Below are 26,325 nucleotides of genomic sequence, written 5' to 3'. Positions count from 1 at the left end.
CTGCAATTCAATTAGATAAAAAGGAATCTTCAAGATTGTGGAAGTAAATAAATCGCTGCTACGAATTTTTGGCAGCCCCAAGATGGGAGCTTTGTTATTTCTTGGCTTTTCATCAGGGTTGCCGTTATATTTAACCAGTCAGACATTACAAGCATGGTTGACCAAAGAAGGAATTAGCTTGGCAGCGATCGCTGCTTTTAGTTTAGTAAAGCTTCCCTATTCTTTAAAATTTCTCTGGTCGCCTTTACTAGATAGATTTGTACCGCCTTTTTTGGGACGACGGCGAGGTTGGTTAGTAATTATACAAGTAGCATTACTGTTAAGTATAGCTGCAATGGCTGTACAAAACCCATCCCAAGGGCTACAACCTTTAATAATTGCTGCTGTGGCCGTTGCATTTTTTAGCGCCAGTCAAGACATTTTAGTTGATGCTTACCGCACTGATGTAGTGGAAGTACAAGAAAGAGGTGCGGGAGCATCTATTTACTTATTGGGTTATCGCATTGCCATTCTAGTAACCGGTTACGTTACCCTATTTTTGGCAGACAGAATGCCTTGGCAAGCTGTTTACTTGTTGATGTCGCTGTTGATGCTCGTAGGCGTGGTAAGTTCTATTTTTGCACCAGAACCAGTCCTACGCGATCGCCCGCCTCAGACTTTATCCGCCGCTGTCCAATTACCCTTCATTGAATTTTTCCAGCGTCATGGCTGGCTCCAAGCGCTTTCAATCCTAATATTCATTGTGATCTACAAATTGGGGGATTCTTTACTAAAGAATGTATCCACCCCATTTTTGTTAGATAAAGGCTTACATTTCACTCAAACCGACATAGCATTTCCTGGTGCATTGGGAATTTTCGCCACTATTATTGGCACCTTGGCAGCAGGAGCAATAATGACCAAAATTGGTGTTAATCGCTCGCTCTGGATATTCGCCATCCTGCAAGCTGTCGGCAACTTGGCTTTCTTTGCGTTGGCAGTAGTAGGTAAAAACTTCTATCTAATGTTAGCTGCCGTTAATATAGAACAATTCTGTGCTGGTCTAGAAACTGCTGCTTTTGTAGCATTTTTGATGAGTCTTTGTAACCAAAGCTTTTCAGCTACACAGTACGCCTTACTTTCGAGTTTGCAGGCTTTTAGTAGAGATATTCTCACGGCTCCAGCAGGTACATGGGCACAAACCACCGGCTGGTCTACATTCTTTTTACTGACAGCAATAGCTGCTTTACCAGGATTACTATTATTGCCATTTTTTGCCCCTTGGAATCCAAAGCCAGTGGTAGTATTATCCAGACCAGGAATTGAGGACGAAGAAGAGGATATATGGGGAATCAAGTAGTTATTGCTGTCGGCACATTTATTCTCTTACTCACTGGTTTATTACTTGGCTATGTTCTCTCGCAGTTAGTTCTGGGATTTTTAGCATTTAACCTCCTAACTTTTTTCGGAACACTTAGTCTAATTTTAATTTTTGGTACACTTTATTACGTTTTATTTTGGCAGTTGCGGAGAGAGCAGTCCCGACCATCAACTATAAATGAACGGATACCAAATCAGGTAGAAGAGGGTGTATCTGAAAGCTACCTTAAAAATAGGCTAATCGCTAAGTTATCGGGTGATACCGTCGCTGCTGAACGGTTAATTGAACAGGCAAAGGAGACTTATCCTGGGATGCCGGAGAATTGGTACTGCGAAAGAGTTCTTGATGACTTGGAGCGCGATAGCCGATAATCTGTTATTTTCCATGCCCGGAAAATCGCTAAAATAAATCAAGAATACTTCACAAATCTTCAGCTAGGTTTTTATAAAAGTGCCGAGCTTGTTTGCAATCTAAATATGGTTATATTTCGTCAGTACATCGCCCCCTTGCTTGCAGTATTAGTATTTTTCTTTGCCCTAGTGGCAGTCAGCGCCCGGATCTTTTTACCCTCTGATATGGCAGCACCTGCACCAATTGAAGAAGTGGGGGTAAGTTCTCAACCGACTCCTGCTTATTTACCACCAGCAGCATATAACTCAGCTAGCTAAGGGACTTCCAGTTAAAAAAACATCCCATCTTCGGGGCGCAAGGCCTTGCGCCCCTACAAATGTACAAATAATTTTGGATAATTTATTTTTTTTCAGTCCCTAAGTACAATAAACATCAGTAGTGTCTGAGCAACTACTACCGGGGTATATTATTCGTCGTGGCTCCGCTTTGGATCGGGCGCTGCTACTTAAATTCATGCAGCGAACTTACCAGGAGCTTTTTCCCAATGAGGATTTTTCTCACCTAGAACAAACAGTTAAGCAATACTTTTCTAGTGATACGCCCTTGTGGTGGGTCGATTTTTTGGGTGAGGGAGTCAAGGAAGATGAGGGAGCATCTACCTTGTCCCCTTCATCCCACTCCCCCACTTCCCCTATAGCCTGTCTTTGGGTGGGCAATGCCATAGATCAAGTGCAGGGTAATCGTCATGCTCATATCTTTATCCTCTATGTTGTGCCAGAACATCGGCGGCGAGGTATTGGTACAGCCTTAATGCGATATGTGGAAAATTGGGCTATTCAAAGAGGCGATCGCCAGATTGGATTGCAAGTGTTTCAATCAAACAAACCCGCATTAAATCTTTACAATCAGTTAGGTTATCAAACCCAATCCCTGTGGATGGTAAAATTCCTGAGTGCAGAAAAATAAACTAGAGGATAGCAATAATATACTTTAACGTCTGAGTTATAACGGTTCTCGTTTGGATAAAGCTTAACGAGGGAGAATGGAAAGTGGATAATAACGCAACTAATATATATAAGGCTTTAACTTCTTGGCACATCGCGTTATGTGTTAATCCCAAAAAGGGATTCAAATGAAATTATGTATGACGAAGACGATCTAAGCCTACTTGATATTGAGCAGGAACTAGAAAGCCCCTTAGATAAAATAGAGCCGCTAACTACCGAATCAGTTGTGGCGAAGCCTGATCCAGAAGTGTTACTAGCCCTGCTGACAAATCCCCAGCCCCAGCAACGAATGTTAGCGGCGCGTGCTTTTTCTGATATTGAAGATGCGCGTGCTATCCCCCATCTGATTCGCCTGTTAACTGATACCTGTCCCTTAGTGCGGGTGAGTGCAGCCTACGGCCTTGGACGCAATCCTAGTTCAGAAGCAGTGAGTCCGTTAATTGCTCAACTAAACAATGATTGGAATGGCTATGTGCGTAAAGGCGTTGTTTGGGCTTTAGGAAACTGTCGCGATCGCCGTTCTTTAGCGCCCCTAGCAGACGCCTTAAGAACTGACATTTCCGCAGTGCGTTTGTGGGCTGCTAGCGCCTTAGCACAGATGGCAGAAGTGGGTTATGAAGCAGTTATAGGGGCAATGCCACCATTAATTGAAGCCTTAGTCCAAGATCCCGTGGCAGCAGTGCGGAGTAACAGTGCTTGGGCAATTGGTCAACTGTGCCGCGAACTCCCTTCTAATGTAGTTTATGCCACAGCGATCGATGCCCTAATTCAAGCCTTTGCTGAAGACCAAGATTTGGGAGTCCGGGAAGACGCGAAAGCCTCACTGTTAGGAGTGGGTGATCCCCGTGGCTTGCAGCTGATTGAAACCCTGGAACAAGAAGGGTGGTTTTGATTGGGCATGGGGCAATTCAATTTTGGATAATGGAATTGCCAATTTTGGATTAAATTTCAATTCTTTAATCCAAAATCTAAAATCTAAAATTCTTACTGACCTTCAGCTCCAGACTTGACCAAATTTAAGTCATAAGGACGCTCAGTATCATCTTCACCCAAATACTCACCATTTTGAATTTCCAGAATAATTAGCGGAATATGTCCAGGATTTTCTACTTTATGTAGTGTTGCAGCAGGGACATAAGTTGACTCATTTCGATTCAGTAATATTTCCGCATCGCCACAAGTCACCTTGGCTACACCAGAGACTACAACCCAATGTTCATTGCGGTGATAATGAATTTGTGGTTTAATGCCGTGCCTGGGCTTGATTTCAACACGACTAATTCTATAGGTTTCTCCCTCCTCGATCAGCTCCACCTCACCCCAGTATCGTGTACCTGAATGGGGAGATAATTCGTTGATATTTGACTGAGTATTATTTTCATTCTGAGCCATAGTTAATTTCTCAACCAGATGATTATGAGTATTTTTAAGTAATCTAGCGTAAAGGCAATAAACCTGCGAAGGAAATGGTTACAGCATCTCTATTGATAACAACTGTTCTAAGTTGCCCCCAGATAAGAGATTTTACTCCGGAATTTTTGAATGCGTAAATTTTGAATTGTTTAACTCCCTGTATACTGAATTCTATAAATCCGATTATTGGCTTCTTCTGTTAGTAGTAAACTGCCATCTGGCAACACGAGTAAACCTACAGGTCGTCCCCAAGTGGTTGGTACAGAAGGATTTAGCAAAAATCCTGTGAGAAAATCTTCATAGTAGCCTTGCGATCGCCCTTTAGCATCGAAGGGAACAAATACAATTTTATAACCGGTACCGCGATCGCGGTTCCAAGAACCACGAAAAGCAGCAAAAGCACCGTTGCGGTATTTTTTTGGAAACGTCTGACGATCATAAAACTGCAAACCCAATGCTGCTGAGTGCGCCTGGAACAGCACATCTGGCGTTTGGGTACGGGCTGCTAAATCGGGGCGTTTACTTTTACCATCCGTTTTTTGACGAGGATCAAGGTTGTTTGGCGTCAGATAGGCATAGGGCCAGCCGTAAAATTTCCCCTTTTGAACGCGTGTCAGATAGTCTGGAACCAAGTCATCACCGATTCCATCCCGTTCGTTAACAGTGGCGTAAAGTTGCTTAGTGATCGGGTGAAAGTCCAACCCCACAGGATTACGCAAGCCGGAAGCGAAAGTCTGCTGCTGGGAACCATCTAAATTCATCACCTGTATCGAAGCCCGTGGTAGGGGTTCTTCATCCACATTGGTTCCTGAACCAACTGAAACATATAATTTCTTGCCATCGGGCGAGACAACGACATTGCGCGTCCAATGATTGTTATAACCTTTAGCAGGCAAGTTGGCGATTTTTTTTCCCTTACCTGTAATCTTGTTTTGACCTTGAGTATAGGGAAAACGCACCACAGCGTCTGTGTTCCCTAGAAAAAAGGAATTACCTACAAAAGCCATCCCAAAGGGTCTATTGAGTCCGTTGTCCCTACTAGCAAAGGTTTCTCGAACATCGGCTACGCCGTCACCGTTGCTGTCACGCAACAGACGAATCCGATTTTGCTCGGTTTCAGTCACTAGAACATCACCACTGGGGGTTAAAGCTAGCCAGCGTGGGGCATCTAGACCTTCAGCAAAGACGTTAACTGTAAAGCCTGGTGGCACGCGCAGCACCGGATTTTGCGGAATGGGCACAACCTCAGGTCGCTTGGAGGCACTTTCTGTTGCGAAGGGTGCTGGTAAATTCTTCAGATTGATCCGGATGGGTGTGGGTGAAAGTGCTTCAGTTCGGACAAGATTTTTTGGCTGTGTAGAATTCTGTGTCAGTTGGGCAGAAGGTACAGATCCTTGCAGCGTGGGATTATCTAAGGAGGCGCTAGTCTGGTTACAGGCTACTGCAAAGGTCAGTAAAAAAACTGGCAGCAAGAAACGCCCAGAGATTTTCATGATTGCAGACACTATACACAATTTTTTTATTCTAGACTTGATACTTAAAAATTGTCGCCATTCTAAAGTCCGATTTTTCTTAGTTAGTCAACTTACGCAATCGCCAAAAAGCTTAATTTATCGTAGACATGTAGTGGTTTGCGACAGGCTTTTGCCAACGCGTAGCGTCTCGTAAAGAAGATTCCAACGCGCAGCGTCTCGTTAGAGAAGAGCGCGAAGAATCGTAGAGGGTGCGTAAGTCCTAAACTTGCTTGTTCTACTAAGGACGCAACTGCACCCGCCGTTCCCCATAGCGCAATAGCCTTTCTATAGTTACAAGCCGATTTTCCCAAACTTTGACTTGATAGGAGTTTGACTTAAGCTCTTGGCTCATCAATACCCGAAATTGAGATTGGAACCGAGTTAGAGAAGCTCTCGCCACTATTAACTTACTAGCAGAAGGGGAAACGGCAAGCTGATTTAAAGCACTACGTAAAACTTCTGCCTGGTTGTTAAAATCTGATATTGTCTGAGCAGTTCTTTGTAGTTGGTGATTTTGGAAAACAAATTTCCATTCCCGTTGCAGCGCGGTGTAACGGATGGCGGCAGTTTGAAAAGGCTGGCGGTGAGGAATCGGTTCACTTGTTGTGGATTGAACCTTACCTTGGGTGCTAATAAAGAGTTTTTGTAGCTCGTTGTTAAAATTCTCTGCGGCAAAAAGTGCATAACCACTAACTGGCAAGTCTCTTACCAACTGGAGTTGATCGAATGCTCCAATTGTTGGCAAAGAAAGTAAGCGAATTCCCGGCACTAATAATGTAGCTCCCAATTGTTTAGAGGCGATCCAGGGTTGGGCTAGTCGTTGGAAGCGCGAAGTATCCAGAGCATAAGTCATCGGAACGATTAAATCTACATCTCCCCGCCTTGCCCAAATTTCCCAGTTTTGTTGAATTTTCTGAATTCGCTCTAGTTCTGGCAGCGGAAATACTGCAACCGACAAAATCAAATTCGGTCGTTTTTGTCGCAACTGCTGTGAAACTTGGGCAACAAAGCTATCAACTTGCTCGGTGCGAAATCTCGTCCATTTTTGCCACAAGTCTGGTTGGCTGGGGGAAATATTTATCGGATCTACACCAGTAAGTTGCTGAAACTGCGCTCTTGCAGCTTTACCATAGCCGTAGGTTCGACCTGCTGATGGGTCTTGAAAAGGGTAGCGAATGTAGTCTAGCTGTAGACCATCCACGTCATAGCGAGTAACGATTTCCTCGTACAGCTTGAGTAAGTACTGCCGCACTTCGGGGTTGGCTGGGTCAAAGAATGGCTTAGTCTGACCAACGGGAATCATGTTGCCAAGATTATCGTAGTTTGCCCAATCGGGATGAGCCGCCAGTACTGGCCCTGGATAATCAAGATTAACGTTGATAATCTGATTGTGCCGTTGATTACCAGCAGCAAAAGTCCAAACCCAAGCGTGTAATTCCATGTCTCGCTCATGGGCTAATTTCACCGCATCTGCTAATGGGTCCCATCCACGAGTTAATGGGTTTTGCTCTTTTGCCACTTGGCTGGGATAAATGGTATAGCCAGCATTAACAGTTTCAAAGAAAACGGTATTAATCCCAGCTTGGGCTAGGCGATCAAAAATCTGGGCTAGTCCCGCCTTGCTACCAGCACGGACAATCGTCCCCCGATCTAACCAAACTGCTCTGATTTCTGGTTGAGCCAGCCTTTGATCAACGGGAAACTGCTGCCACAAAATCGTCCTTGCTACCAGCCACTGCTGACGAGCTAGAGCATAGTTTTTTTGGGCAATCAATTGGGGTAAGTTTTTGGCAATTACCCTTACCTGTACCAAGGCTTGGTCTTTACTTATGCCTAGTCCCCCCAATTTAGTTGACGCCAATTGTGTCGGCTGCTGCTTGACAGATTGGGGGGTATAGGTATCCAGATGCCTAGAGGACTGCTTATCATCAGATATTGCAACAACTTCATTAGCTGCATCAGCTGACACCGCTAAATTAGCGCTTTCCACCCGACCAATTAGATTTTCTAGCTCTTGCTGGAGAGCGATCGCTTCATTGTTGTTAATCGGCTCATTGGAGTTAGGTGCAACATCTAGACGCACCGCTTGTTCCAACTGATCAATCGCCTCAGAATTTGAGGGTTTGACTGTAGTCAGCGCTCTAGGGATGGGAGCAGTGGCAGTTTTAGGAGGAGTGGTAGATGACGGAGATGAACTGCCCCCCTGCGCCCCTCTGCCTCCTTGCTCCCTTGGCGCAGCCGCCACCGTTGTAGAACAGTTTTGCGAACCTCCTGCTATTTTTTTCATGCGATTTGATGGTGGTAGCGCTGTCAAATAGTGATTGAGAGCAGCTTTTAACCAGGCATTATCTAAGTCGGCTGCTGAGGCTGTATCTGTTCCCCAGCGCCAGCCCAAAAGGGTGGAACGCTCAGTTGTCACTACAGCAGCAGGATTATCTTTGGAATTCCAAACAGCAGCAGATTCAGTGCCCATATCATTGGGAATCACAACGCCGCCGCGGACTTTGCCAAAGAGTTGAGTTTGATTTGCCCAGTCTGGGATATTGGTTTTTGTGGGTTTGATCTGTTCTGTATCACTGAGGCTGAATCCCCAATAACCTCCCAAAAGCGATCGCAATAACTGCCGCACTCCCGGCGCTGATAGACTACCTATGGGACCACTAGCAATCAAGCGCCCTCCTTTACTCATCCATTCTTCGAGAGTGATCGCTTGGGTTGGTGTTAATGTCTCAACATTTGGCAAAAATAATACCCGGCGATCGCCCCAATCTGCCACACTCTTGACATCAGTTAAGGGAATTACACAATATTTCACCCCTATTGCCTGTAAGCGGTCAGTTATCCCTGTCCATTGATTTGCATTTTCTTGGCTATGGACTACGCTCAATATAGGTTCTTCAGTCGCCGCCGTTACTGGCAAAATACTAAAACTATTTAAGATTAAAATATTAAAACTTAAAATGAAGAATCCGGCTTTTTTTATTTGTAATTTAGCCTTTTCATGATACTTTTCCCGATTCTTCACTACTGACTCCTGAATGGATTAGTTATTAGGCATTACTTCTTATTTATCATCTAGCATAACAAGAAATTACCTCCGAAAAACAACTGAACTTTGATAACTAAAGCTGAACATAATTGAAAATACATGTTTTGATTAAATCTTCAACTCCTGCTACTGGAAAAATTTTTGTATTTAGTCTCCCAGCTAATTCATCAATACTCAGATCATCTAAAAACACTAATTCACCATTTTTTAACATGACATTTGGTAGCAAAACCCCATCACCTAAATCTTGTCCTTCTAAATTTAAAAGCAAATCATGACCAGTTAGTAATCCGGTTACACTGATAGTTTGTCCCCAATAATCACTACATAAAGCACGCATATTGACTTCTAAACCTTCAACAAAATTTAAGCGTTTCAAAATGGGTTGAAATGCTTTTTCTACGGCGTTGCCCACTACCCAAGTGAATTTTCTTTGAGGATATACTTTTGGCGGGAGTAATTCTGCTGCAACGGTGGCAAATTGCTTGAGAAATAATTGAATCGAACCAACTCCGTTATCAATTTGGGGATATTCTTCATATTCCGATTCGCTGGGTAATTCTTCACCTGCAATCAAAAACCACTCATCGGCTAACCAAACAACGCTGGAGGCGAATTGTTGGCGAAATTGTCGCGAGAGTCTTTGCACTTGGGAAATCACTTCTTTTGCTTTTTCCTTAGTTACGGGTGTGAGTTCGTCTTCTGAAGGCCGAAACCGCGTCAACCCAACTGGCACAACTGCCACCGATGCCACCGCAGGCACTTCACCAGTATGAAAGGACGTTAAATCCTTGAGAGTTTGTTCCAGATGTTTGCCATCATTTATACCAGGACAAACAACTACTTGAGCATGAATTTGTAGTCGCCTTTTTTGAAACCACTTAAGTTGTTGCAAAATTTGTCCCGCACGCGGATTTTTTAGCAGTCGAATTCTAACTTGGGCCTCCGTCGCATGAACAGAAACATACAACGGAGACAAGCGCATTTGCTCAATCCGCTGCCATTCTCTTTCTGGCAAATTGGTTAAGGTAAGATAAGAGCCGTACAAAAAGCTCAGACGGTAATCATCGTCTTTCAAGTACAAGCTGGTGCGCTTACCTGGTGGCTGTTGGTCGATAAAGCAAAATGGACAGCGATTATTGCACTGAATTAAGCCATCAAATAGGGCAGTTTCAAATTCTAGCCCCAAGTCTTGGTCATAATCTTTTTCGATTTCTAGGCTATGCGTTTTACCTGTAGCATCTAAAACTTCTAATTCCAAAACTTCATCAGCACACAAAAACTGATAATCAATTAAATCGCGGGGACGTGTACCATTGATAGCAACGATCGCATCCCCGGACTCAAAGCCAATCTCTGCGGCTATTGAGTCTGGAAGAACCCTGGTAATTCTGGCAGGATGAATTGTAGTCATGGGGCATTGTGCATGGGGCATTGGGCATTAGTCATTTGCTTTGGACAAATGACTAATGACTATTATCCTTTCCAACCTGCTGCGATCGCCAATAAAATGGCACTGCCGAATGCTAATCTATACCAAACAAAAACCAAAGTGTTTCTGGTTCGTAAGTACTTGATTAAGAATGCAATTGATAGGTAGGAAAAAATAAAGGTTGAAATAATCCCTATAATTAGCAATCCAACAATATTATTTGGCAACTGTTGGGCTTGAAATAAATTGAAAATTTTCAAACTTTTATACAACGTAGCAATGGTAAGAGTTGGAAACCCTAACAAAAATGAGAATTTTGCCGCTGTATCGCGTTCTAATCCTAAAAATAACGCAGTCGTCAATGTCGAGCCAGAACGAGAAACGCCAGGAATTAAAGCAAGTGTTTGTCCCAATCCAACTAAAATCCCATCTTGAATCTGCAATGAATCAAAACCTCGCTTGCGAGTGCCAATTTTTTCTGCCAAACCTAGTACAAGTGCCATGATGATTGACATGATGGCAATAATTAATGCGCTTGTTGGTAGAATGTCTTTCAAAAGAAAGCCGAAAATTAAGGCAGGCATTGTCCCTACTACAATACCAACAAGAATTTTCCATTCCTCACGTTGCCAGTCTTTATCTTTTAGTGCTTCGATTCCACCTTTGACAATACTGGAAATCAGCAACCTAAAATACCACAAAATTGCTAGAACACTACCAAATTGAATTGCATCAACAAAATCTTTAGAACCTAGTTCTTTCCAACCAAAGACCTTTGTCACAATCAGAAGGTGTGCAGTGCTGCTGATTGGCAAAAACTCTGTAATACCTTGAACAATACCCAAAATAAAAGCTTGAATAAACTCCATATGTAATTAATACCTTTTTCCTGTTCCAGACATGATTATGAACATTGTTTAGCTGATGATGTTGCTTTATATACTCGCCACTGCACCCAATCTTGTAGAAAATTCAATTTTACTGATCAATCACACCATCGAAGACGCTGACCATGTTCTTACACCCACCTCAATAAGTCAATGAAATTTTGGCAGTTCATCAAACTTTAATATTTAGCGGACTGATATCAGTTCACTTTTTAACCGTTAAATTTTACCCTTTACTTCTCTGTAGTCCTCCTTTTACAAGGGACTACAGAGGAGTTCTGTACATAGTGCGACTTTAATGGATTAGCCTGGCGCAGAATGTTTTGTTTAGTTTGCGCCAGCGCTCCCCAAAATTTCAGTAAAATTACAATGCCCCAGGGGGGGATTTTAAAGTGTGATATATTAAATAAGATAAACTTTAGTAACAAATATTAAAAACTTTGATTAATAATACATTGTCCTCCTATACAGCTTCTACCTCCTCAATTGATACCAAATCGCCTTCAACTAAAGTTGCACAGACCAGCATCAAAGAATTAGAGTCAATACTCTCCTCATCTGCCACTTTTCCCCTCCCCCTCGCTATCTCTTCCCGACAAACTTGGTTAGTGTTTGCGGCGGCGGTGTTTTTGGTAACAGTACCAGTATTTGTAGAAGCGCCAATAGTGCGATCGCTACCAAGTCTGAGTTTAGCGCTGACAGCATTTTGGGTGTGGCTAAGTTTTACCTTAATGTCACGGACTGCAACTTATGTCTGGGGAGATTTGCTCTTAGGATTTAGCTGGAGTTGGTTAGCAGGAGCGATTTACTGGGGCTGGTTACGTTGGGAACCTTTATGGCATCTGCCAGTAGAATCTATCGGCTTACCGCTTGCTTGCTGGTGTCTGGCGAAGAATTGGGGTAAGGTGGGTAGCTGGTTTTATTTAGGTTCTTTACTCGGTACAGTTTTAACAGATGTATATTTTTATCTAGCAGACTTGATGCCCTATTGGCGGCAAATCATGAGAGTAGATGCAGATGGCGCACCACAAATCTTACAAAATGCCCTAATGCAAGTACAAGCACCTTGGGGACAAGCTTGGGCGATAATTCTCGCCTTAGTGCTGTTAACAGTCGGAATTTTACCTTTAGGTCGAAATCAAAGACACTGGTATGCCTTTAGTGGCGCAGTTTTAAGCACAATTTTGGTAGACAGCCTATTTTTGTTAGCTGCGATCGCAGCCTAAAATATTAAAAAATTGGGTAATATCAACGAAACTTTTTCCAGCCCAATCTACGGCACATCAAAAATGATGCTGTAGATGATTGATTAGTTAAGAAATATTACATAACAATCCATCAGCATCAAGTCTTCTTGCTAGGGTTTTCGGTATTAGACATCGCCCGGTTTCATGTCTGCTTGGGAGGTAGAATCAGCCACCGCGAAAAGATTTCGTCTAGCTGAGAATGCTACCAGGATCATGGATGGAACACTATTGCAGCTATGCAGGGACTCTTACCACTATGAAAATTTTTGGCAAAAGTAGAGTCAAACCCAGTAACGGCAAATATTGTGGATATTAATACGCTGTATATTAGTTTCTGATGACTGCTGTGTTGATTAAGCTATCAGGTTTTGTCCAAAGTCGAATTGTCTTTAGCGCTCTGACTAATGACTAACGACTGCTGACGCCTGTTAGCTTATAACTTTTATTTCTGTTTGATGGAAAGAGGTAGAAAATCGTGAAAGGATTGGTGCGTTTATTAACAGTGTTTAGTTTGTTACTTAGTTGCTGGGGATGGTTGGGAACAACTCAGATAGCCCAAGCTGCTAGTTTCAACAGTTTTGCTTTTCCTCAAATCCCAGTTCTGGCAATTGAGCGGCAGAATCGGGCAGACGCTAAACTAGGAACGGAATTTGGTAAAAAAATTGATTTAAATAATACCAATGTCCGAGCTTTTCAACAGTATCCAGGGCTTTATCCCACCCTGGCTAAGAAAATCATCACGAATGCTCCCTACCAAAAAGTAGAGGATGTATTGGATCTTCCAGGATTGAGCGATCGCCAAAAAGAAACCCTGCAAGCCAACTTCGATAAATTCACCGTGACAGATTTAGAGCCTGCCTTTAACGAGGGAGATGATCGCTTTAACAACGGCATCTACAGATAACTGCACCTTGCAGTCAATGTAGCAAATAGCAGCCCACTCCTGATTCTAGGGAGTGGGATACGATTACGAGTTAGGAGTTAGGAGTTAAAAATTCTAAACTCCTCACTCCTGACTCCTCACTGCTCACTTCTAACTCCCCCATTACCTTGCCTCAGATAGATATTCCTAGCCAATTTGATGTCTTAGTAGTCGGTGCTGGTGCGGCTGGACTATACACAGCGCTGTGTCTACCAGAGTCCTTGCGAGTCGGCTTGATTACCAAAGAAACTGTTGCTTTGTCCGCCAGTGATTGGGCACAAGGTGGCATTGCCGCAGCCGTTTCCCCAGAAGATTCTCCGACGCTACACATTGAAGATACGATCCGGGCAGGTGCGGGTTTATGCGATCGCACCGCTGTAGAATTTCTCGCCCAACTTGCCCCTAACTGTATTCAATCCTTAGTAAACTTGGGGGTTGCTTTTGACCGTCATGGTCAAGCCTTGGCTTTAACTTTAGAAGCTGCCCATTCTCGCAACCGCGTTTTGCACGCCGCTGACACCACAGGGAGGGAAGTTACCACTACCCTCACCGCCGAAGTATTACGTCGCCAGAATATTCAAGTTATTCAGCAAGCTTTAGCTTTAAGTTTGTGGATCGAACCCGAAAGTGGTCGCTGTCAGGGAATAAGCCTGTTTTATCAAGGTGAAATCACATGGGTAAGAGCTGGTGCTGTGGTATTGGCAACTGGCGGCGGCGGTCAGGTATTTGCCCAAACCACTAACCCGGCTGTGAGTACGGGTGATGGGGTAGCGATCGCAGCTCGGGCTGGGGCAATCCTCTGCGATTTGGAATTTGTGCAATTTCACCCCACTGCCCTGACTAAACCTGGTGCCGATCGCTTTCTGATTAGTGAAGCTGTACGCGGCGAGGGGGCACACCTTGTCGATAACGAAGGGCGGCGTTTTGCCTTTGACTATCACCCTGCGGGTGAACTCGCACCCAGAGATATAGTCAGTAGAGCAATTTTCAGCCATTTACAACGTACCGCCGTTGATCTGGCGACTGCCCATGTGTGGTTGGATATGCGCCCCATCCCCGCCGACAAGATTCGTCACCGCTTTCCCAACATCATCAAAGTTTGTCAGCATTGGGGCATTGATGTCTTCCATGAACCAATTCCTGTAGCCCCTGCTGCCCATTACTGGATGGGTGGGATTGTTGCGGATCTGATGAATCGCACGAATATTAAGAGTTTGTACGCAGTGGGTGAAACCGCTAGTACCGGCGTGCATGGGGCAAATCGCCTTGCCAGTAATTCTCTACTGGAATGTATTGTGTTTGGGGCCCAGATGGGCCAGATTGAGTTGGAAAATATTGGGCTGTCGTCAGAAACACCAGTGCTACCATTACGGAAATTTAGTGCTGATACTAGTGAGTGGCACATCCAGCAAGCACAGCTAGAAGCACTCAGGGAAAAGTTACCACGTCTAGTGTGGGAAAGTGCTGGTATTTGTCGGGAGCAATCACGGTTGGAAACTGCGATCGCCACTATTGAATCTTGGCAGCAAGATTTCGCGGCTTTGCATTTAAGTCAATTCTTGCTTGCTTTACGTCCCGCAGAACCAGCTAGTTTTGACTTACCAGATGTTGAACGGCAATTAGGACTTTGGGCAGAAACCCGTAATTTATTAGATGTGGCTGATTTAATTCTCAAAAGTGCTGTTTTTAGAACCGAAAGCCGAGGCGGACACTACCGTTTAGATTATCCTCAACCAGACCCAAATTGGCAAGTTCACACACTTGTACAAACACATCATTGGTGGAAATCTCCACTATTGTCTTGATTGAAGTTTTCATAACAGGCTTTTAGTAAAGGCTTTTAATTCCTGATCCTATGGTCGCTGCGCCAGGGATAGGTGACGCTCCTATATCGTTACTATTAGTCCCCCCATGCTCGATAACTTGCTATAGGACTATGATTTGATTGCGTGAAAAAACTCCGTACAACTCGAAAAGCCTGATTCCCTATTCCCTATTCCCTACTCCCCACTCCCCGGCTATGTAGATAATTTCAGAAATCAAACATGATTCCTATAGCACTATTGCTATCAGCGGGTGCCGCTACCATGCTGACTGTCGGGACCACCATAATTTGGTGGGATATATATGTCTTTTAAATTTTGAGAATTGACCTTGGGAGCGATTAAAGCGTTGCTGCTAGTAGCGGGCAAAGTATTAGCACTTGCACTGCTGAAAATACATGTGTAAGTGGCAATTTTAGGTAGTAAGATATAAGCACTTATGCACAATATGATAAACTTTGTAATTCGGAAGTTAGTTTTCATAACTTTCAGTAAATTTACTAATTTTTAATTTCAAAACGTATTTTTTCTGGTCTATCGTATATTTACTTACTTTTTCGTAAAAAGATTTCAACTTTATTAAATTCTTACGGTTACTGTACAAGTCATGGTGGTATCTACTTGTAGTTAAAGATTAATCTGCTGGTATTAAATAGTTTTGATACTTAATTGGTATTCTTAAATATGCTGTTTTTACATCAGTCTAAAGTTAGATGTGTTGATGAATCCCTGTGACCATTTCCCCTAAATCACTATTTTATTAATAGTATCTTCATGTTCATCAGTATAAACACTAGATTCCAAAAACGAAGATCATAAAAATCCCAGATAATACTTATTTATTTGTATAGTTTAAATTTAATTACAGTAAAGATAAAACAACAAAATTTCCAGATTACAATAACTTTAAAAAAGTTGTAACTATAAAACACTGTAATAAACTGAGTAAATACAAGTATATTTTTTGAAAGAAAAAATACTTTTAAAATTAAGTTAGTTTCCTAATTACCCTAATTTTTTTCCTACCTATGTTATTAGGCTTAGTCTTTAGGTAAAAAAGCTTTGCTAAGTCTTCATATTGCCTAAAAAGCCACCTTTAGGCATATACGCAATGCTTTTTCAAGACAGTGCCTTGAACGTGTTTTAAGTCTACATTCCTAATTTAAGGGTAAAAATATTGACTAAAGTGAGAAAAGTCTGGAGGCTTGACTATTGACTAATTAAGCAAACTCGTAGCGATTTTTACCCAGGCGCTTGGCACGATACATTGCTGCATCTGCTTGTTTCATCAAAGTTTCACTGTCTTGACTGTTGTATGGGTAAACACTAATGCCAATACTGGCAGAGATTCGGATTGCATCGCCGTCTAGAACAATTGGTTTGATAATACTGCTTAAAATTTTTTCAGCGACTTTAGCAGCTATTTGGACATTAGGAATTGCCCGTAAAATTACAGTAAATTCATCGCCACCCAAACGAGAAACTGTATCACTAGCGCGTAAAGAGTTGCTAAGTCGTCCAGCGATAGTCATTAGCAAGCGATCGCCTGTCTCGTGCCCCAGAGTATCATTGACTTGCTTAAAGCCATCTAAATCAATAAACAGCACTCCCAGCAACAAGTTGTCGTGTTGCGCCCCATGTAATGACTCGTAAAGTTGTTCGGCAAAAAATTTGCGATTGGATAGACCAGTGAGCGGATCGTGATATGCTAAATAACGCAAATGGTCTCCTTTGAGTTTTAATTCATCGTTAGAGCGGGATAGTTCATCAGCAGTACGCTTGAGATGTTCCTCCATGAGCTTGCGCTGAGTAATATCTCGGATGACCCCAACTAAAAATAAATTGCCAGCTGCATCTTTGTGAAGCGATCGCTTAGTGGCGATTTTATGAGTCTGACCATCTGCATTTGTAAATTCTTCTTCATGCTCCTGGGGTTGCTGAGTCTCGAAAACAAGACCATCCTGTTGTCGAAACACATCGGCTTCATGTTTAGGGAAAAAGTCATAGTCTGACTTTTCAATTAATAAGTTATTTGGATAACCGATAAATCGACAATATGCCTCATTTAAAACAATCCACTGATGTTGTTCATTTTTCACAAAAATTGGATCAGAAATTGTGTTGATTACATGATACAAAAATTCTTTGGAACGTTTCCACTCTTCCTGCATGTGGGCAATATTACTGGTTATCCAAATAGCTGAACTTCCAAAGCTAAACAGTGAGGGAATAACCGGTATCCACCAACCATACAAGAAAGCAAGGTACGCACTCAGGATTAATACAAAACAAGAAACTAGCATACAGAGCAGGTTCCTAGTTGCGTGTCGTATCCGCCATGTCGTCACGGCTCCCAGATAAGACCAGATAAAAATCCACAAGTTTTCCACAAAGTCAGGCCAGACTTTGAGTAAGGGTCGTCCTTGCAGAGTAGCGGAGATTAACTCACTAATAAAATAAGCTTGCAGTTGAATACCAGGTATAGACTTTGCCGTACCCATCAGACTGCTGGAGTAGGGAATAAATACAAAATCCTGAAGACTGGATGCAGTGGAGCCAATGAGTATAATCCGATCTTTAATTAAGTTTTCTTTGACTTTACCTGCCAGTACATCTTTCATCGATACCTGGCGAAAACTATAAAATTCTCCACATGAACTTTGACATTTGGGTTTGGGAAAATTGGTTAAAATTTGGTAGCCTCTATTATCAGCTCTCACATAACCACCATCATTAGCCTGAAAACGAGTAAATACTGCCTTACCCAATTGCAAATACTCAGGATTGCTTTTTGCTTTGCTGGGAGTAATATTTTCTGACTTTAAATACAATAAAGCCAACTTCAGGGCAAAACTTTCGTGTACCTGATTATCAACGTGCCAATACAACAAACTGCGACGGACTTTAACATCAGAGTCAAACAGCACGTTGTTAAAGCCCACTTGATTTTGATTTAGTCCCAGTGGAGGTAAAACACTAACGTTTTTGTCATTTGCTAGTTGTTCAATACCAATCAAGTTGGGCATTGACTTATAAGCATTAGGCAGTTCTTGATTAACAGGCTTTACTGGCAAATTTCGGTAGATATCTAAGCCAATAGCACGGGGTTTGTGGACGTTTAATTTTTGCAACAGCTGGGCAATATTTGTATCTGGAATCGGCCAACCTACTTCGTTTAAATAAGCTTCATCAATCACTACGATAGTAATACGATCTTCTAGCGGTTCATTTGGACGTAAGCGAAAAAATTGATCCAAAGTTGCTAACTCCAAAGATTGCAATAATCCGATGGAGTGCAAAAGTAGGACGCAGACTGCAACGGTGGCGGCAGTAATTAACTCCCTGTGTCCTCGACGAAGCGATTGTTTCAGTCCAAAGATTAACTTCACACAATGCCTGCCTAGCTGTTGATTCATTCCCATTACCTAGTAGTCTGTCAAGAACTAATTGACGCATAGAGGCGCTAATATTAATAACAATACTTTTCAAACATTCTCTAAGCTCGACTTTATCCATTTTTTGGAAACACCAACGCTGAAGGTGAAATCTTTGTGGTCCAGTAGTTTTACTTTATGAAGTTCAACAATAACTAATGACATGGGAAAAGTTTGTGCTAAAAAGCTAGGGTTTTTGCCGGATAAAGAAAACTTAGGTGCTCATTTTGGATAAAGTCGAGCTAAGGTGTTTACGGATAAAAGCCGCTGGAAAATTGGGAAAAAGCGTATTGGACAACACCTAACACCTCTTGTCTATTACCAAAAATAAAAAAGCCAACTGGAAACAAACTTTGCTGTATTCATCCAGTTGACTATGGGGTGCGAACTATACGGTACCGCTAGGTCGGTGCAGGCTTCCTCAAGGCAATTACTTGAAATACTTGAAGTTACGGGGGCCTGTGTAACCAGAAACTTTCGCCAGTTCCTCTAAGTTTTGGACTGCGCTATACCTTGTACCATTGATGATCCAAGTGGGGAAGCCTTCAATTTTTGCAGCTTTACACTCGTCCGCTATCACGTTCGGATTATTGGCAGAAGCACACTCAACCTTAGCAATTTCCTTGTAAGCTTCTTTGCCAAAAATGAGCTTTTGTTCGTGGCAATGGGGACACCACCAAGCAACATATTCTTTAGCACCGATGTTTGTCAAGTGACGCGCCAGCTGAATTTCTGCCTCACCAGAAGTAGTGGTAATTTCCCAACCAACTCCAGGTTTAGGTTCCTTCTTGTTGGGATCAAAGGAAATTTTTACGGGTTGTCCAGAAGTTGATTCAACTGGGTTATCAGCTACTGGATTCACGCCAGCATAGACGCCTAAAGTCCCAATCAGCGTTACCATCCCTACAATAATGGCGGTAAAGAAGATTTGCCCAATATCCTCCCAAGTCCGACCGATAATTGTCAGTACCAAAAGACTAAGAGAAAACAAAGCTGAACCAATACAGTAAGGACAAGTGGCTTTGATTTGAAATGCCAGCAGGTACATTAAGTAGCCACTAAAGACAGACATAGCGATCGCTCCAGCCAGCAGCAGCAACCAAGTCAAGTTTTCTAAATTTGAGCGCGGCTGTTTATTTTGCTCTCGGTTAACTGCCAAGGGAGCCAAAGCCAGTACTACCATACTGGTGTATGCCAAAAACCCAAACAAGGCTAATGGCTGACCAAAAACTGTTGCCCAAGCACTGGAAAGCACATCATTACAGCCTTTGACACCAGCCTGTGCCACACAAGCTGCACTGTTTCCTGTTAACTTTTCTATGGTGAGATAACCTGTTGTCAGGGCACCACATCCAGCGATCGCGGCAATCAATGGCCGCGACCATCTATGAATCCAAGGAGTAGAACGGCGGCGAATCATAAATATTGGGGAATGGGGAATGGGCAATGGGCAATGGGGAATGGGGAATGGGGAATGGGCAATGGGGAATGGGCAATGGGGAATGGGGAATAATAATTAATTGTTCGCTTGCTCCCCCTACTCCCTACTCCCTACTCCCCACTCCCTACTTTCTAAGAATGTAACTTCACTTGTTCTGCTGATTTGCTTTCACCTTTGGAGTTCCAATTGTGACGTGCGGCTTCCACAAATTGGCTGACGCGAATTGGGTCTATTGGTTGCTCTATGCGTCCGTGACGTTTCAGGGAACTGGAAACTATTACACCATCTGCTGACTGCATCAATGTATCAATATTTTCCCAATTGGCCCCACTACCGATGAACACTGGCGTGCCAGATGCTGCATCACAAGCTAGTTCCAAATCTTCTAAGTTAGGAGGGCTACCAGTAGCCCAACCTGACAAAATCACCCCGTCTGCTAAACCCCTTTCAATGGTGTCTTTCACGGCGACTGTGAGATTTGGAGAACTCAAAGGACGGGCGTGCTTCACCAACACATCGGCCAGGATTTTAACATCAGAGCCTAACTCCCGTCGATAGCGGAGTAGTTGATAGGCTTCTCCCTCAATTAATCCCTGGTCGGTTGCCATCACCCCTGTGAGAACGTTGACACGGATGAATTGCGCTTGTACACAGCTAGCGATCGCCATTGCACTTTTGGCGTCGTTTCGCAAAACATTTAAGCCTATAGGCAAAGGCACCAAATTTTGTATCCGCTGCACCACAATGGTCATGGCACTCACAACCACTGGATCAACTTGGTTTTTGGTAAATGGCGCATCGAAAAAATTCTCCACGATCAGTCCATCAACCCCTCCGCTTGCCAGGGCTGCGGCTTCTTGTTCGGCGCGGTCAATCACCGTTTTTAGGCTACCTCCCCAACGAGGTGAGGTCGGCAGTGGTAGTAGGTGAACCACGCCAATAATCGGTGAGCGAGTTTTAAATAGTTGATATAAGTCCACGTCTTTAATCCGCCTCGCAAAGTCCAGAGTCCACAATTTTTTGACTATTGACTATATGACCCTTGACTCTTGACTTCTCATTAACTAGTCAAATGTGTTTTATGATAGTCGGTTTCCTGCCTCCTTCCTCAGATGGAAATTGGCATCAAACCTCCCATAAGATATGTTAAGATAAAACTTGGCTACAAGAGGAGTTTGCCACTCACTAGACGCGAGGCAGCTTTCCGTGGTTTAGGCGTCTCGTCCGCGCACTGTCGTAGGACTTGCCAATTGCCAGGGTAGCATTACTGCTTTATAGGCGTAGTCGCTTTCGTCGATTTCCCTGAGGGTAGCGACTTCTCACAACAAGCCCTTTGGGCGGCTTCCCGATGGGTAGGTTAACAACGCACACGCTGCGATAATGTAAAATACCAATAGGCGAATTGTTAAAAAAGATTACGAGTGTCAAATGTACCCAAAGACACTTCAGTTTACCCTGGGGAACAGATTGATAGGAATATCATAACATGACCTCTATTTTTATTTATTGATAGGGTTATGAGTCCACAGACAGTTACTGACAGTGGGAATTTGCCCCTGCACTGTTTTCATGAGGATGCTGATAGCAAAAAAGCGAAGTTAGCACTGGAATGTTTGACTACAAGAAAAAAATGAAGATTTTTTCAAAATATGGGTGACAAGCCAACAATTGCCATTTCTCACTTGGGCTGCGAGAAAAATCGAATTGATACAGAACACATGTTGGGAATGCTCGTAGAAGCAGGCTACGGTGTAGATACAAATGAAGAGTTAGCAGATTACGTTATTGTTAATACCTGTAGTTTTATTGAAGCAGCGAGACTTGAATCTGTCAGAACTTTGGTAGAACTGGCAGAGGCAAACAAAAAAATTGTAATCACTGGTTGTATGGCGCAACACTTCCAAGAACAACTTTTGGAGGAGTTGCCCGAAGCAGTAGCGGTGGTGGGCACAGGCGATTATCACAAAATTGTAAATGTAATTGAGCGTGTAGAACAAGGTGAGCGGGTCAAACAGGTTAGTATCGAACCAACCTACATTGCCGATGAAACTACACCGCGCTATCGCACGACAACCGAGGGCGTAGCTTACCTGCGGGTTGCAGAAGGATGTGATTATCGTTGTGCATTTTGTATAATTCCTCATCTTCGAGGAAACCAGCGATCGCGTACTATTGAATCTATAGTCGCCGAAGCGGAGCAGTTAGTTAGTCAAGGGGTAAAGGAAATTATTCTAATTTCCCAAATCACCACTAATTACGGTTTGGATATTTACGGTAAGCCAAAGTTAGCCGAATTACTTCGCGCTTTGGGGAAAGTAGATATACCGTGGATCAGAATGCATTACGCTTATCCCACGGGACTGACCCCAGATGTGATAGCGGCGATCCAAGAAACACCCAACGTCTTACCTTACCTGGATTTGCCCTTGCAGCATTCTCATCCAGATATTCTCCGCGCCATGAACCGTCCTTGGCAAGGACGGGTAAATGATGGGATTATAGATCGCATCAAAACGGCGCTACCAACAGCCGTACTGCGGACAACATTTATTGTTGGTTTCCCAGGAGAAACAAGCGAGAATTTTGAGCATCTATTAGAGTTCGTCCAGCGGCATGAATTCGACCATATTGGTGTGTTCACCTTTTCCTCTGAGGAAGGAACCACAGCTTACAAGTTACCAAATCAGTTGCCCCAATTGGTGATGGACGAGCGCCGATACCAACTTATGGAACTCCAGCAACCGATTTCTCAAAAGAAAAATCAACAGGAAGTAGGCAAAATCGTTGATGTCCTGATTGAGCAAGAAAATCCTGAAAGTGGTGAATTAATCGGTCGTTCAGGTAGATTTTCCCCAGAGGTTGATGGTCTGGTGTATGTCAAAGGCCAGGCAAAGTTAGGAACCATCGTGCCAATAGCGATTCACCACGCTGATACATACGACCTCTATGGTCAAGTAGTCAATAACTAAATTGTCATTTGTTTTTTGTTAAATTCCCCTTACGGGTTCGCCTTTCTGATGAGGTATTTCCTCATCGGGGGTTTCCCCTAAGATTCCGCTAGCTAACTAATGACTAATGACTATTGTAGAGACGCGATTAATCGCGTCTCTACTGACTAAATGACTAATCCAAAAATCCTTAGAAAAAATTTAGGAGAATTAATGACTCTTTCATTTCAAGAATTAGGCATTTCCCAAGAACGTGTCGAACAACTAGAAAAAATTGGTTTTACCGAACCAACTAACATTCAAGTACAAGCAATTCCCCAATTGCTAGCTGGTCGTGATGTGGTAGGTCAATCTCAAACTGGAACAGGCAAAACAGCAGCATTTTCACTGCCAATTTTAGAGCGGCTGGATGTTAATCAAAAAGCCGTGCAAGCGATAGTTTTAACACCAACTCGTGAATTAGCAATGCAAGTTCACGATGCGATCGCTCAGTTCATAGGCGATGAAGGATTGCGGGTGTTAGCAATTTACGGTGGTCAATCAATTGACCGCCAAATGTTACAACTCAGACGTGGCGTTCACATGGTCGTGGGTACTCCCGGGCGGGTGATCGATTTGCTTGATCGCGGCTGTTTAAAGCTCGATCAAGTGAAGTGGTTTGTGTTGGATGAAGCGGATGAAATGTTGAGTATGGGCTTTATCGACGATGTGATAAAAATCCTCTCGCAAGCGCCCGTAGATCGCCAAACAGCTTTATTCTCGGCAACAATGCCACCATCGATTCGGATGTTGGTGAACAAGTTCTTGCGATCGCCTGCAACTGTCACCGTTGAGCAGCCAAAAGCCGCTCCCAACAAGATTAATCAGGTAGCTTATCTGATTCCCCGCCACTGGACAAAAGCCAAAGCTTTACAGCCGATTCTGGAAATGGAAGATCCAGAAACAGCTTTAATCTTTGTTCGCACCAGACGCACAGCCGCAGAACTCACCAGTCAGTTACAAGGCGCTGGTCACAGTGTAGATGAATACCACGGTGACTTGTCGCAACAAGCACGGGAACGGTTATTAAGCCGCTTCCGTAACCGTCAAGTCCGCTGGGTGGTAGCAACTGATATTGCCGCCCGAGGGTTAGATGTTGATCAACTCTCTCACGTAATCAACTACGACTTACCCGATAGCGTAGAAACCTACGTCCACCGCATTGGTCGTACTGGTCGTGCTGGTAAAGAAGGAACAGCAATTTCTTTAGTACAGCCATTTGAGCGGCGCAAACAGCAAACATTTGAACGTCATAACCGCCAAAATTGGCAAGTGCTGACGATTCCCACACGGGCACAGATTGAAGCGCGACACATCCTGAAATTGCAAGAACAGGTGCGGGAAGCTTTGACAGGTGAGCGTTTGGCTTCATTCTTGCCGATTGTCAGCGAACTGATTGAAGAATATGATGCTCAAGCGATCGCCGCAGCGGCACTGCAAATCGCTTACGATCAAACTCGTCCTGCTTGGTTGAGTTCAGACGTGGAAATTCCCCAAGAGGAATCTTCCGCTCCCAAACCCAGACTCGGCAAGCGTCGTGAATCTACCAGCGATCGCCCTCGTTCTGCATGGAAATCAGATAGCAGCAATGGTGAAGAAAGACATTCTTCTCCCAAGCCAAAACTGCGGACAAGTGGGCAGGATTCTTCTGCATCCCCTAGTAAAAAGATAGGTTCACCTACAGCTAGGGAATCAGCTTCTTAGTCAACAGTTAGAAGTTAATCAATTTTGGATTTTAGATTTTTTCTTCAATCCAAAATCCAAATCTAAAATTGGAGAGTTGAGAGTTAAGAGTCAGTATTTTGACTTTGGCTCTTGACTTTTTGGCTTTTTGGGTAACTTTTTCTACCCGTTTATAAGAAGATCAATTAAAGATGCATTCTTCGTGGTCTTATGTTCACTATTCCAGACTTAGAGCAACTACAAGCAGAGCATCCAGAATGGCAGATGGAGCTGGTAGACGGAAATATAGTTGTTATGGGCCCATCAGATTATGAATCAGAAGAGATAGGTATAGAGTTTGCACGGCAGATGGGTAATTGGGTGCGCCCACAGAGACTAGGACGGGTGACTGGTTCAAGTGCTGGTTTCATTTTGCCTAACTTAGAAACTGAAAACGGAAAAGAAGCTGATAACGAAAAACGAAATCTCCGCGCTCCTGATGTATCTTTTGTTCGGGCTGATAGACTTAAAAAAAGCAAGCGCGACTTTGTGGAACTGGTGCCTGACTTGATAGTAGAGATAAAATCTAAGTCAGACCGGATCAAACCACTGGTAGAAAAGATTCAGCTATTCTTAGAACTTGGATCTACGGTTGGTATCCTGATTGATCCTGACAAATTGACGCTCACCATTTATCGACTCAACCAAGAACCAATAGTTTTGCAGGACAACGACAAACTGACACTACCAGACTTATTACCAGGTTGGGAGCTAGTAGTGTCAGAAATTTGGCCTCCTGTGTTTGAGTAGTTCAAAAATATTACAGCCAAGGACGACTAACTAGTTCTAACTCTCCAATTTCATCGTCGCTCAATCTCCAGCCCAAAGTACCAGCATTCTGACGCACCTGTTCGGCTGTCTTCACCCCAGCAATGGGAATAACGTTCCCCTGAGCAATTAACCAGTTGAGAGCAACTTGGGCAGGGGTGCGATCGTATTTTTCCCCGAAGTTGCGTAGCAAAGATATGACTGGGGCAATTTTTTGTAGTCCTTCTTTATTAAATCGGGGGTCTATTTTCCTCGCACCAGTGGGGGTTTCAGCACTATCAATAGTGTACTTGCCTGTGAGTAATCCCTGTGCTAAAGGACTATAAGCCAAGATAGTCACACCCAAATCACGGGCGGTTGCCATAATACCTTTACTTTCAATTTGGCGACTGAGTAAAGAATAGCGTACTTGGTTCACAGCCAAAGGCACTCCACGATCTGCCAATATTTGATGCGCGTCTCGCATTTGCTCTGCTGAGTAATTACTCACACCGATTGCGGCAATTCTGCCCCGCTTCACTTCATCTGCTAGGGCATTCATCAAAGTTTCTTGGCTTAAAAAGAAGGCAAAAGGCCAATGCACTTGGTACAGGGCGATTCGTTCTAATTGTAAGCGTTTGAGGCTGTCTGTTAAAGCATCAGAGACGGATTGGGCTGTAAATCGCCACGGTAGAGGGCCAAATTTTGTGGCGATTTGTACAGGTTGTTGTGTCTGTTGCAAAAATTGTCCCAAAAATTTCTCTGATAGTCCCATTCCGTAGACTTCGGCAGTATCAAAGAAGGTAACACCAGCCTCTAAAGCTGCTGTAAAGGCTTCTTGTAACTGTTCTGGGCCATAGGCATTGCCATAATTCCAAAAGAGTTTATCACCCCAAGCCCAAGTGCCTATGCACAAAGGTGTAACAACTGGGCCATTTTGCCCCAATGTGATGTTTTCCACGGTTGCAAAATTTAATTTCTTTACATTT

20 protein-coding genes are annotated in these 26,325 nt (G+C 43.4%); 11 read left to right on the top strand and 9 right to left on the bottom strand.

Features of this window, described 5'->3' with window-relative positions; genetic code table 11:
- The first annotated feature begins 37 nt into the window (after nt 1-37).
- The 5 genes from V7K46_RS31400 (at nt 38) to V7K46_RS31380 (ending at nt 3,610) form a co-directional block, all read left to right on the top strand.
- Complete coding sequence (locus tag V7K46_RS31400; protein ID WP_335120283.1) at nt 38-1,339, top strand: AmpG family muropeptide MFS transporter; 1,302 nt, start codon at nt 38-40, stop codon at nt 1,337-1,339.
- The gene (locus tag V7K46_RS31395) at nt 1,324-1,731 is read left to right on the top strand and encodes an ABC transporter permease (protein WP_273769309.1); all 408 of its coding nucleotides are present in this window, start codon (nt 1,324-1,326) and stop codon (nt 1,729-1,731) included. Before V7K46_RS31400 ends, V7K46_RS31395 begins: the two co-directional genes overlap by 16 nt.
- A gap of 105 nt (nt 1,732-1,836) precedes the next feature.
- Nucleotides 1,837-2,028, top strand: a complete 192-nt coding sequence (locus V7K46_RS31390; protein ID WP_335120281.1) for a hypothetical protein — start codon at nt 1,837-1,839, stop codon at nt 2,026-2,028.
- A 121-nt stretch (nt 2,029-2,149) separates the two neighbouring features.
- Nucleotides 2,150-2,677, top strand: a complete 528-nt coding sequence (locus V7K46_RS31385; RefSeq protein WP_335120279.1) for a GNAT family N-acetyltransferase — start codon at nt 2,150-2,152, stop codon at nt 2,675-2,677.
- Between the two features lie 174 nt (nt 2,678-2,851).
- Complete coding sequence (locus tag V7K46_RS31380; RefSeq protein WP_335120277.1) at nt 2,852-3,610, top strand: HEAT repeat domain-containing protein; 759 nt, start codon at nt 2,852-2,854, stop codon at nt 3,608-3,610.
- Between the two features lie 92 nt (nt 3,611-3,702).
- Here V7K46_RS31380 and V7K46_RS31375 read toward each other — a convergent pair whose 3' ends face one another.
- The 5 genes from V7K46_RS31375 to V7K46_RS31355 form a co-directional block, all read right to left on the bottom strand.
- Nucleotides 3,703-4,110: a phosphomannose isomerase type II C-terminal cupin domain gene (locus tag V7K46_RS31375; protein ID WP_335120275.1), complete on the bottom strand. Its 408-nt coding sequence runs from the start codon at nt 4,108-4,110 to the stop codon at nt 3,703-3,705.
- A gap of 170 nt (nt 4,111-4,280) precedes the next feature.
- Complete coding sequence (locus tag V7K46_RS31370; protein ID WP_335120273.1) at nt 4,281-5,624, bottom strand: PQQ-dependent sugar dehydrogenase; 1,344 nt, start codon at nt 5,622-5,624, stop codon at nt 4,281-4,283.
- A gap of 259 nt (nt 5,625-5,883) precedes the next feature.
- Nucleotides 5,884-8,670 carry a glycoside hydrolase family 10 protein gene (locus tag V7K46_RS31365; RefSeq protein ID WP_335120271.1) on the bottom strand — a complete coding sequence of 929 codons (2,787 nt, stop codon included), beginning with the start codon at nt 8,668-8,670 and terminating at the stop codon, nt 5,884-5,886.
- A gap of 97 nt (nt 8,671-8,767) precedes the next feature.
- Nucleotides 8,768-10,108, bottom strand: coding sequence for a TIGR03279 family radical SAM protein (locus V7K46_RS31360; protein WP_335120269.1), 1,341 nt, complete (start codon nt 10,106-10,108; stop codon nt 8,768-8,770).
- A 62-nt stretch (nt 10,109-10,170) separates the two neighbouring features.
- The gene (locus V7K46_RS31355; protein ID WP_335120267.1) at nt 10,171-10,995 is read right to left on the bottom strand and encodes an undecaprenyl-diphosphate phosphatase; all 825 of its coding nucleotides are present in this window, start codon (nt 10,993-10,995) and stop codon (nt 10,171-10,173) included.
- Nucleotides 10,996-11,453: 458 nt separating this feature from the next.
- Here V7K46_RS31355 and V7K46_RS31350 point away from each other — a divergent pair, with 458 nt between their 5' ends.
- The 3 genes from V7K46_RS31350 to nadB all read left to right on the top strand — a co-directional run bounded on the left by V7K46_RS31350 (nt 11,454) and on the right by nadB (nt 14,987).
- Entirely contained in the window at nt 11,454-12,239 is a 786-nt protein-coding gene (locus V7K46_RS31350) for a DUF3120 domain-containing protein (protein WP_335120265.1), read from the top strand.
- A gap of 496 nt (nt 12,240-12,735) precedes the next feature.
- Nucleotides 12,736-13,164, top strand: a complete 429-nt coding sequence (gene psbU / locus V7K46_RS31345) for a photosystem II complex extrinsic protein PsbU (protein ID WP_335120262.1) — start codon at nt 12,736-12,738, stop codon at nt 13,162-13,164.
- A gap of 146 nt (nt 13,165-13,310) precedes the next feature.
- Complete coding sequence (gene nadB / locus V7K46_RS31340; RefSeq protein ID WP_335120260.1) at nt 13,311-14,987, top strand: L-aspartate oxidase; 1,677 nt, start codon at nt 13,311-13,313, stop codon at nt 14,985-14,987.
- Between the two features lie 1,238 nt (nt 14,988-16,225).
- Here the strand turns inward: nadB and V7K46_RS31335 are convergent.
- The 3 genes from V7K46_RS31335 to btpA all read right to left on the bottom strand — a co-directional run bounded on the left by V7K46_RS31335 (nt 16,226) and on the right by btpA (nt 20,860).
- Nucleotides 16,226-18,421, bottom strand: coding sequence for a CHASE2 domain-containing protein (locus V7K46_RS31335; RefSeq protein WP_335120258.1), 2,196 nt, complete (start codon nt 18,419-18,421; stop codon nt 16,226-16,228).
- A gap of 448 nt (nt 18,422-18,869) precedes the next feature.
- On the bottom strand, nt 18,870-19,859 hold the full coding sequence (locus tag V7K46_RS31330; protein WP_335120256.1) for a vitamin K epoxide reductase family protein: 990 nt from the start codon (nt 19,857-19,859) through the stop codon (nt 18,870-18,872).
- A 152-nt stretch (nt 19,860-20,011) separates the two neighbouring features.
- Entirely contained in the window at nt 20,012-20,860 is an 849-nt protein-coding gene (btpA, locus tag V7K46_RS31325) for a photosystem I biogenesis protein BtpA (RefSeq protein WP_334955830.1), read from the bottom strand.
- 669 nt (nt 20,861-21,529) lie between these two features.
- Between btpA and rimO the strand changes: the two genes are divergently transcribed.
- The 3 genes from rimO to V7K46_RS31310 all read left to right on the top strand — a co-directional run bounded on the left by rimO (nt 21,530) and on the right by V7K46_RS31310 (nt 25,339).
- On the top strand, nt 21,530-22,849 hold the full coding sequence (rimO, locus tag V7K46_RS31320; protein ID WP_335120254.1) for a 30S ribosomal protein S12 methylthiotransferase RimO: 1,320 nt from the start codon (nt 21,530-21,532) through the stop codon (nt 22,847-22,849).
- A gap of 192 nt (nt 22,850-23,041) precedes the next feature.
- Nucleotides 23,042-24,571, top strand: a complete 1,530-nt coding sequence (locus V7K46_RS31315) for a DEAD/DEAH box helicase (protein ID WP_335120251.1) — start codon at nt 23,042-23,044, stop codon at nt 24,569-24,571.
- 189 nt (nt 24,572-24,760) lie between these two features.
- Entirely contained in the window at nt 24,761-25,339 is a 579-nt protein-coding gene (locus tag V7K46_RS31310) for a Uma2 family endonuclease (RefSeq protein WP_335120249.1), read from the top strand.
- A 10-nt stretch (nt 25,340-25,349) separates the two neighbouring features.
- Here V7K46_RS31310 and V7K46_RS31305 read toward each other — a convergent pair whose 3' ends face one another.
- Entirely contained in the window at nt 25,350-26,297 is a 948-nt protein-coding gene (locus tag V7K46_RS31305) for an aldo/keto reductase (protein WP_335120247.1), read from the bottom strand.
- Nucleotides 26,298-26,325: the final 28 nt, after the last annotated feature.

This window comes from Nostoc sp. (assembly GCF_036917395.1).
Taxonomy (GTDB): domain Bacteria; phylum Cyanobacteriota; class Cyanobacteriia; order Cyanobacteriales; family Nostocaceae; genus Nostoc.
The sequence above is the reverse complement of the archived record's forward strand: the minus strand, read 5'-3'. Positions and strand labels throughout refer to the sequence as shown.

What these genes read in the sequence shown, in the direction of transcription:
- V7K46_RS31395 (WP_273769309.1), top strand. Translation starts at nt 1,324, where the DNA reads ATGGGGAATCAAGTAGTTATTGCTGTCGGCACATTTATTCTCTTACTC.
- V7K46_RS31390 (WP_335120281.1), top strand. Translation starts at nt 1,837, where the DNA reads ATGGTTATATTTCGTCAGTACATCGCCCCCTTGCTTGCAGTATTAGTA.
- V7K46_RS31380 (WP_335120277.1), top strand. Translation starts at nt 2,852, where the DNA reads ATGTATGACGAAGACGATCTAAGCCTACTTGATATTGAGCAGGAACTA.
- V7K46_RS31375 (WP_335120275.1), bottom strand. Translation starts at nt 4,110, where the DNA reads ATGGCTCAGAATGAAAATAATACTCAGTCAAATATCAACGAATTATCT.
- V7K46_RS31370 (WP_335120273.1), bottom strand. Translation starts at nt 5,624, where the DNA reads ATGAAAATCTCTGGGCGTTTCTTGCTGCCAGTTTTTTTACTGACCTTT.
- V7K46_RS31360 (WP_335120269.1), bottom strand. Translation starts at nt 10,108, where the DNA reads ATGACTACAATTCATCCTGCCAGAATTACCAGGGTTCTTCCAGACTCA.
- V7K46_RS31355 (WP_335120267.1), bottom strand. Translation starts at nt 10,995, where the DNA reads ATGGAGTTTATTCAAGCTTTTATTTTGGGTATTGTTCAAGGTATTACA.
- V7K46_RS31335 (WP_335120258.1), bottom strand. Translation starts at nt 18,421, where the DNA reads ATGAATCAACAGCTAGGCAGGCATTGTGTGAAGTTAATCTTTGGACTG.
- V7K46_RS31330 (WP_335120256.1), bottom strand. Translation starts at nt 19,859, where the DNA reads ATGATTCGCCGCCGTTCTACTCCTTGGATTCATAGATGGTCGCGGCCA.
- rimO (WP_335120254.1), top strand. Translation starts at nt 21,530, where the DNA reads ATGGGTGACAAGCCAACAATTGCCATTTCTCACTTGGGCTGCGAGAAA.
- V7K46_RS31315 (WP_335120251.1), top strand. Translation starts at nt 23,042, where the DNA reads ATGACTCTTTCATTTCAAGAATTAGGCATTTCCCAAGAACGTGTCGAA.
- V7K46_RS31310 (WP_335120249.1), top strand. Translation starts at nt 24,761, where the DNA reads ATGTTCACTATTCCAGACTTAGAGCAACTACAAGCAGAGCATCCAGAA.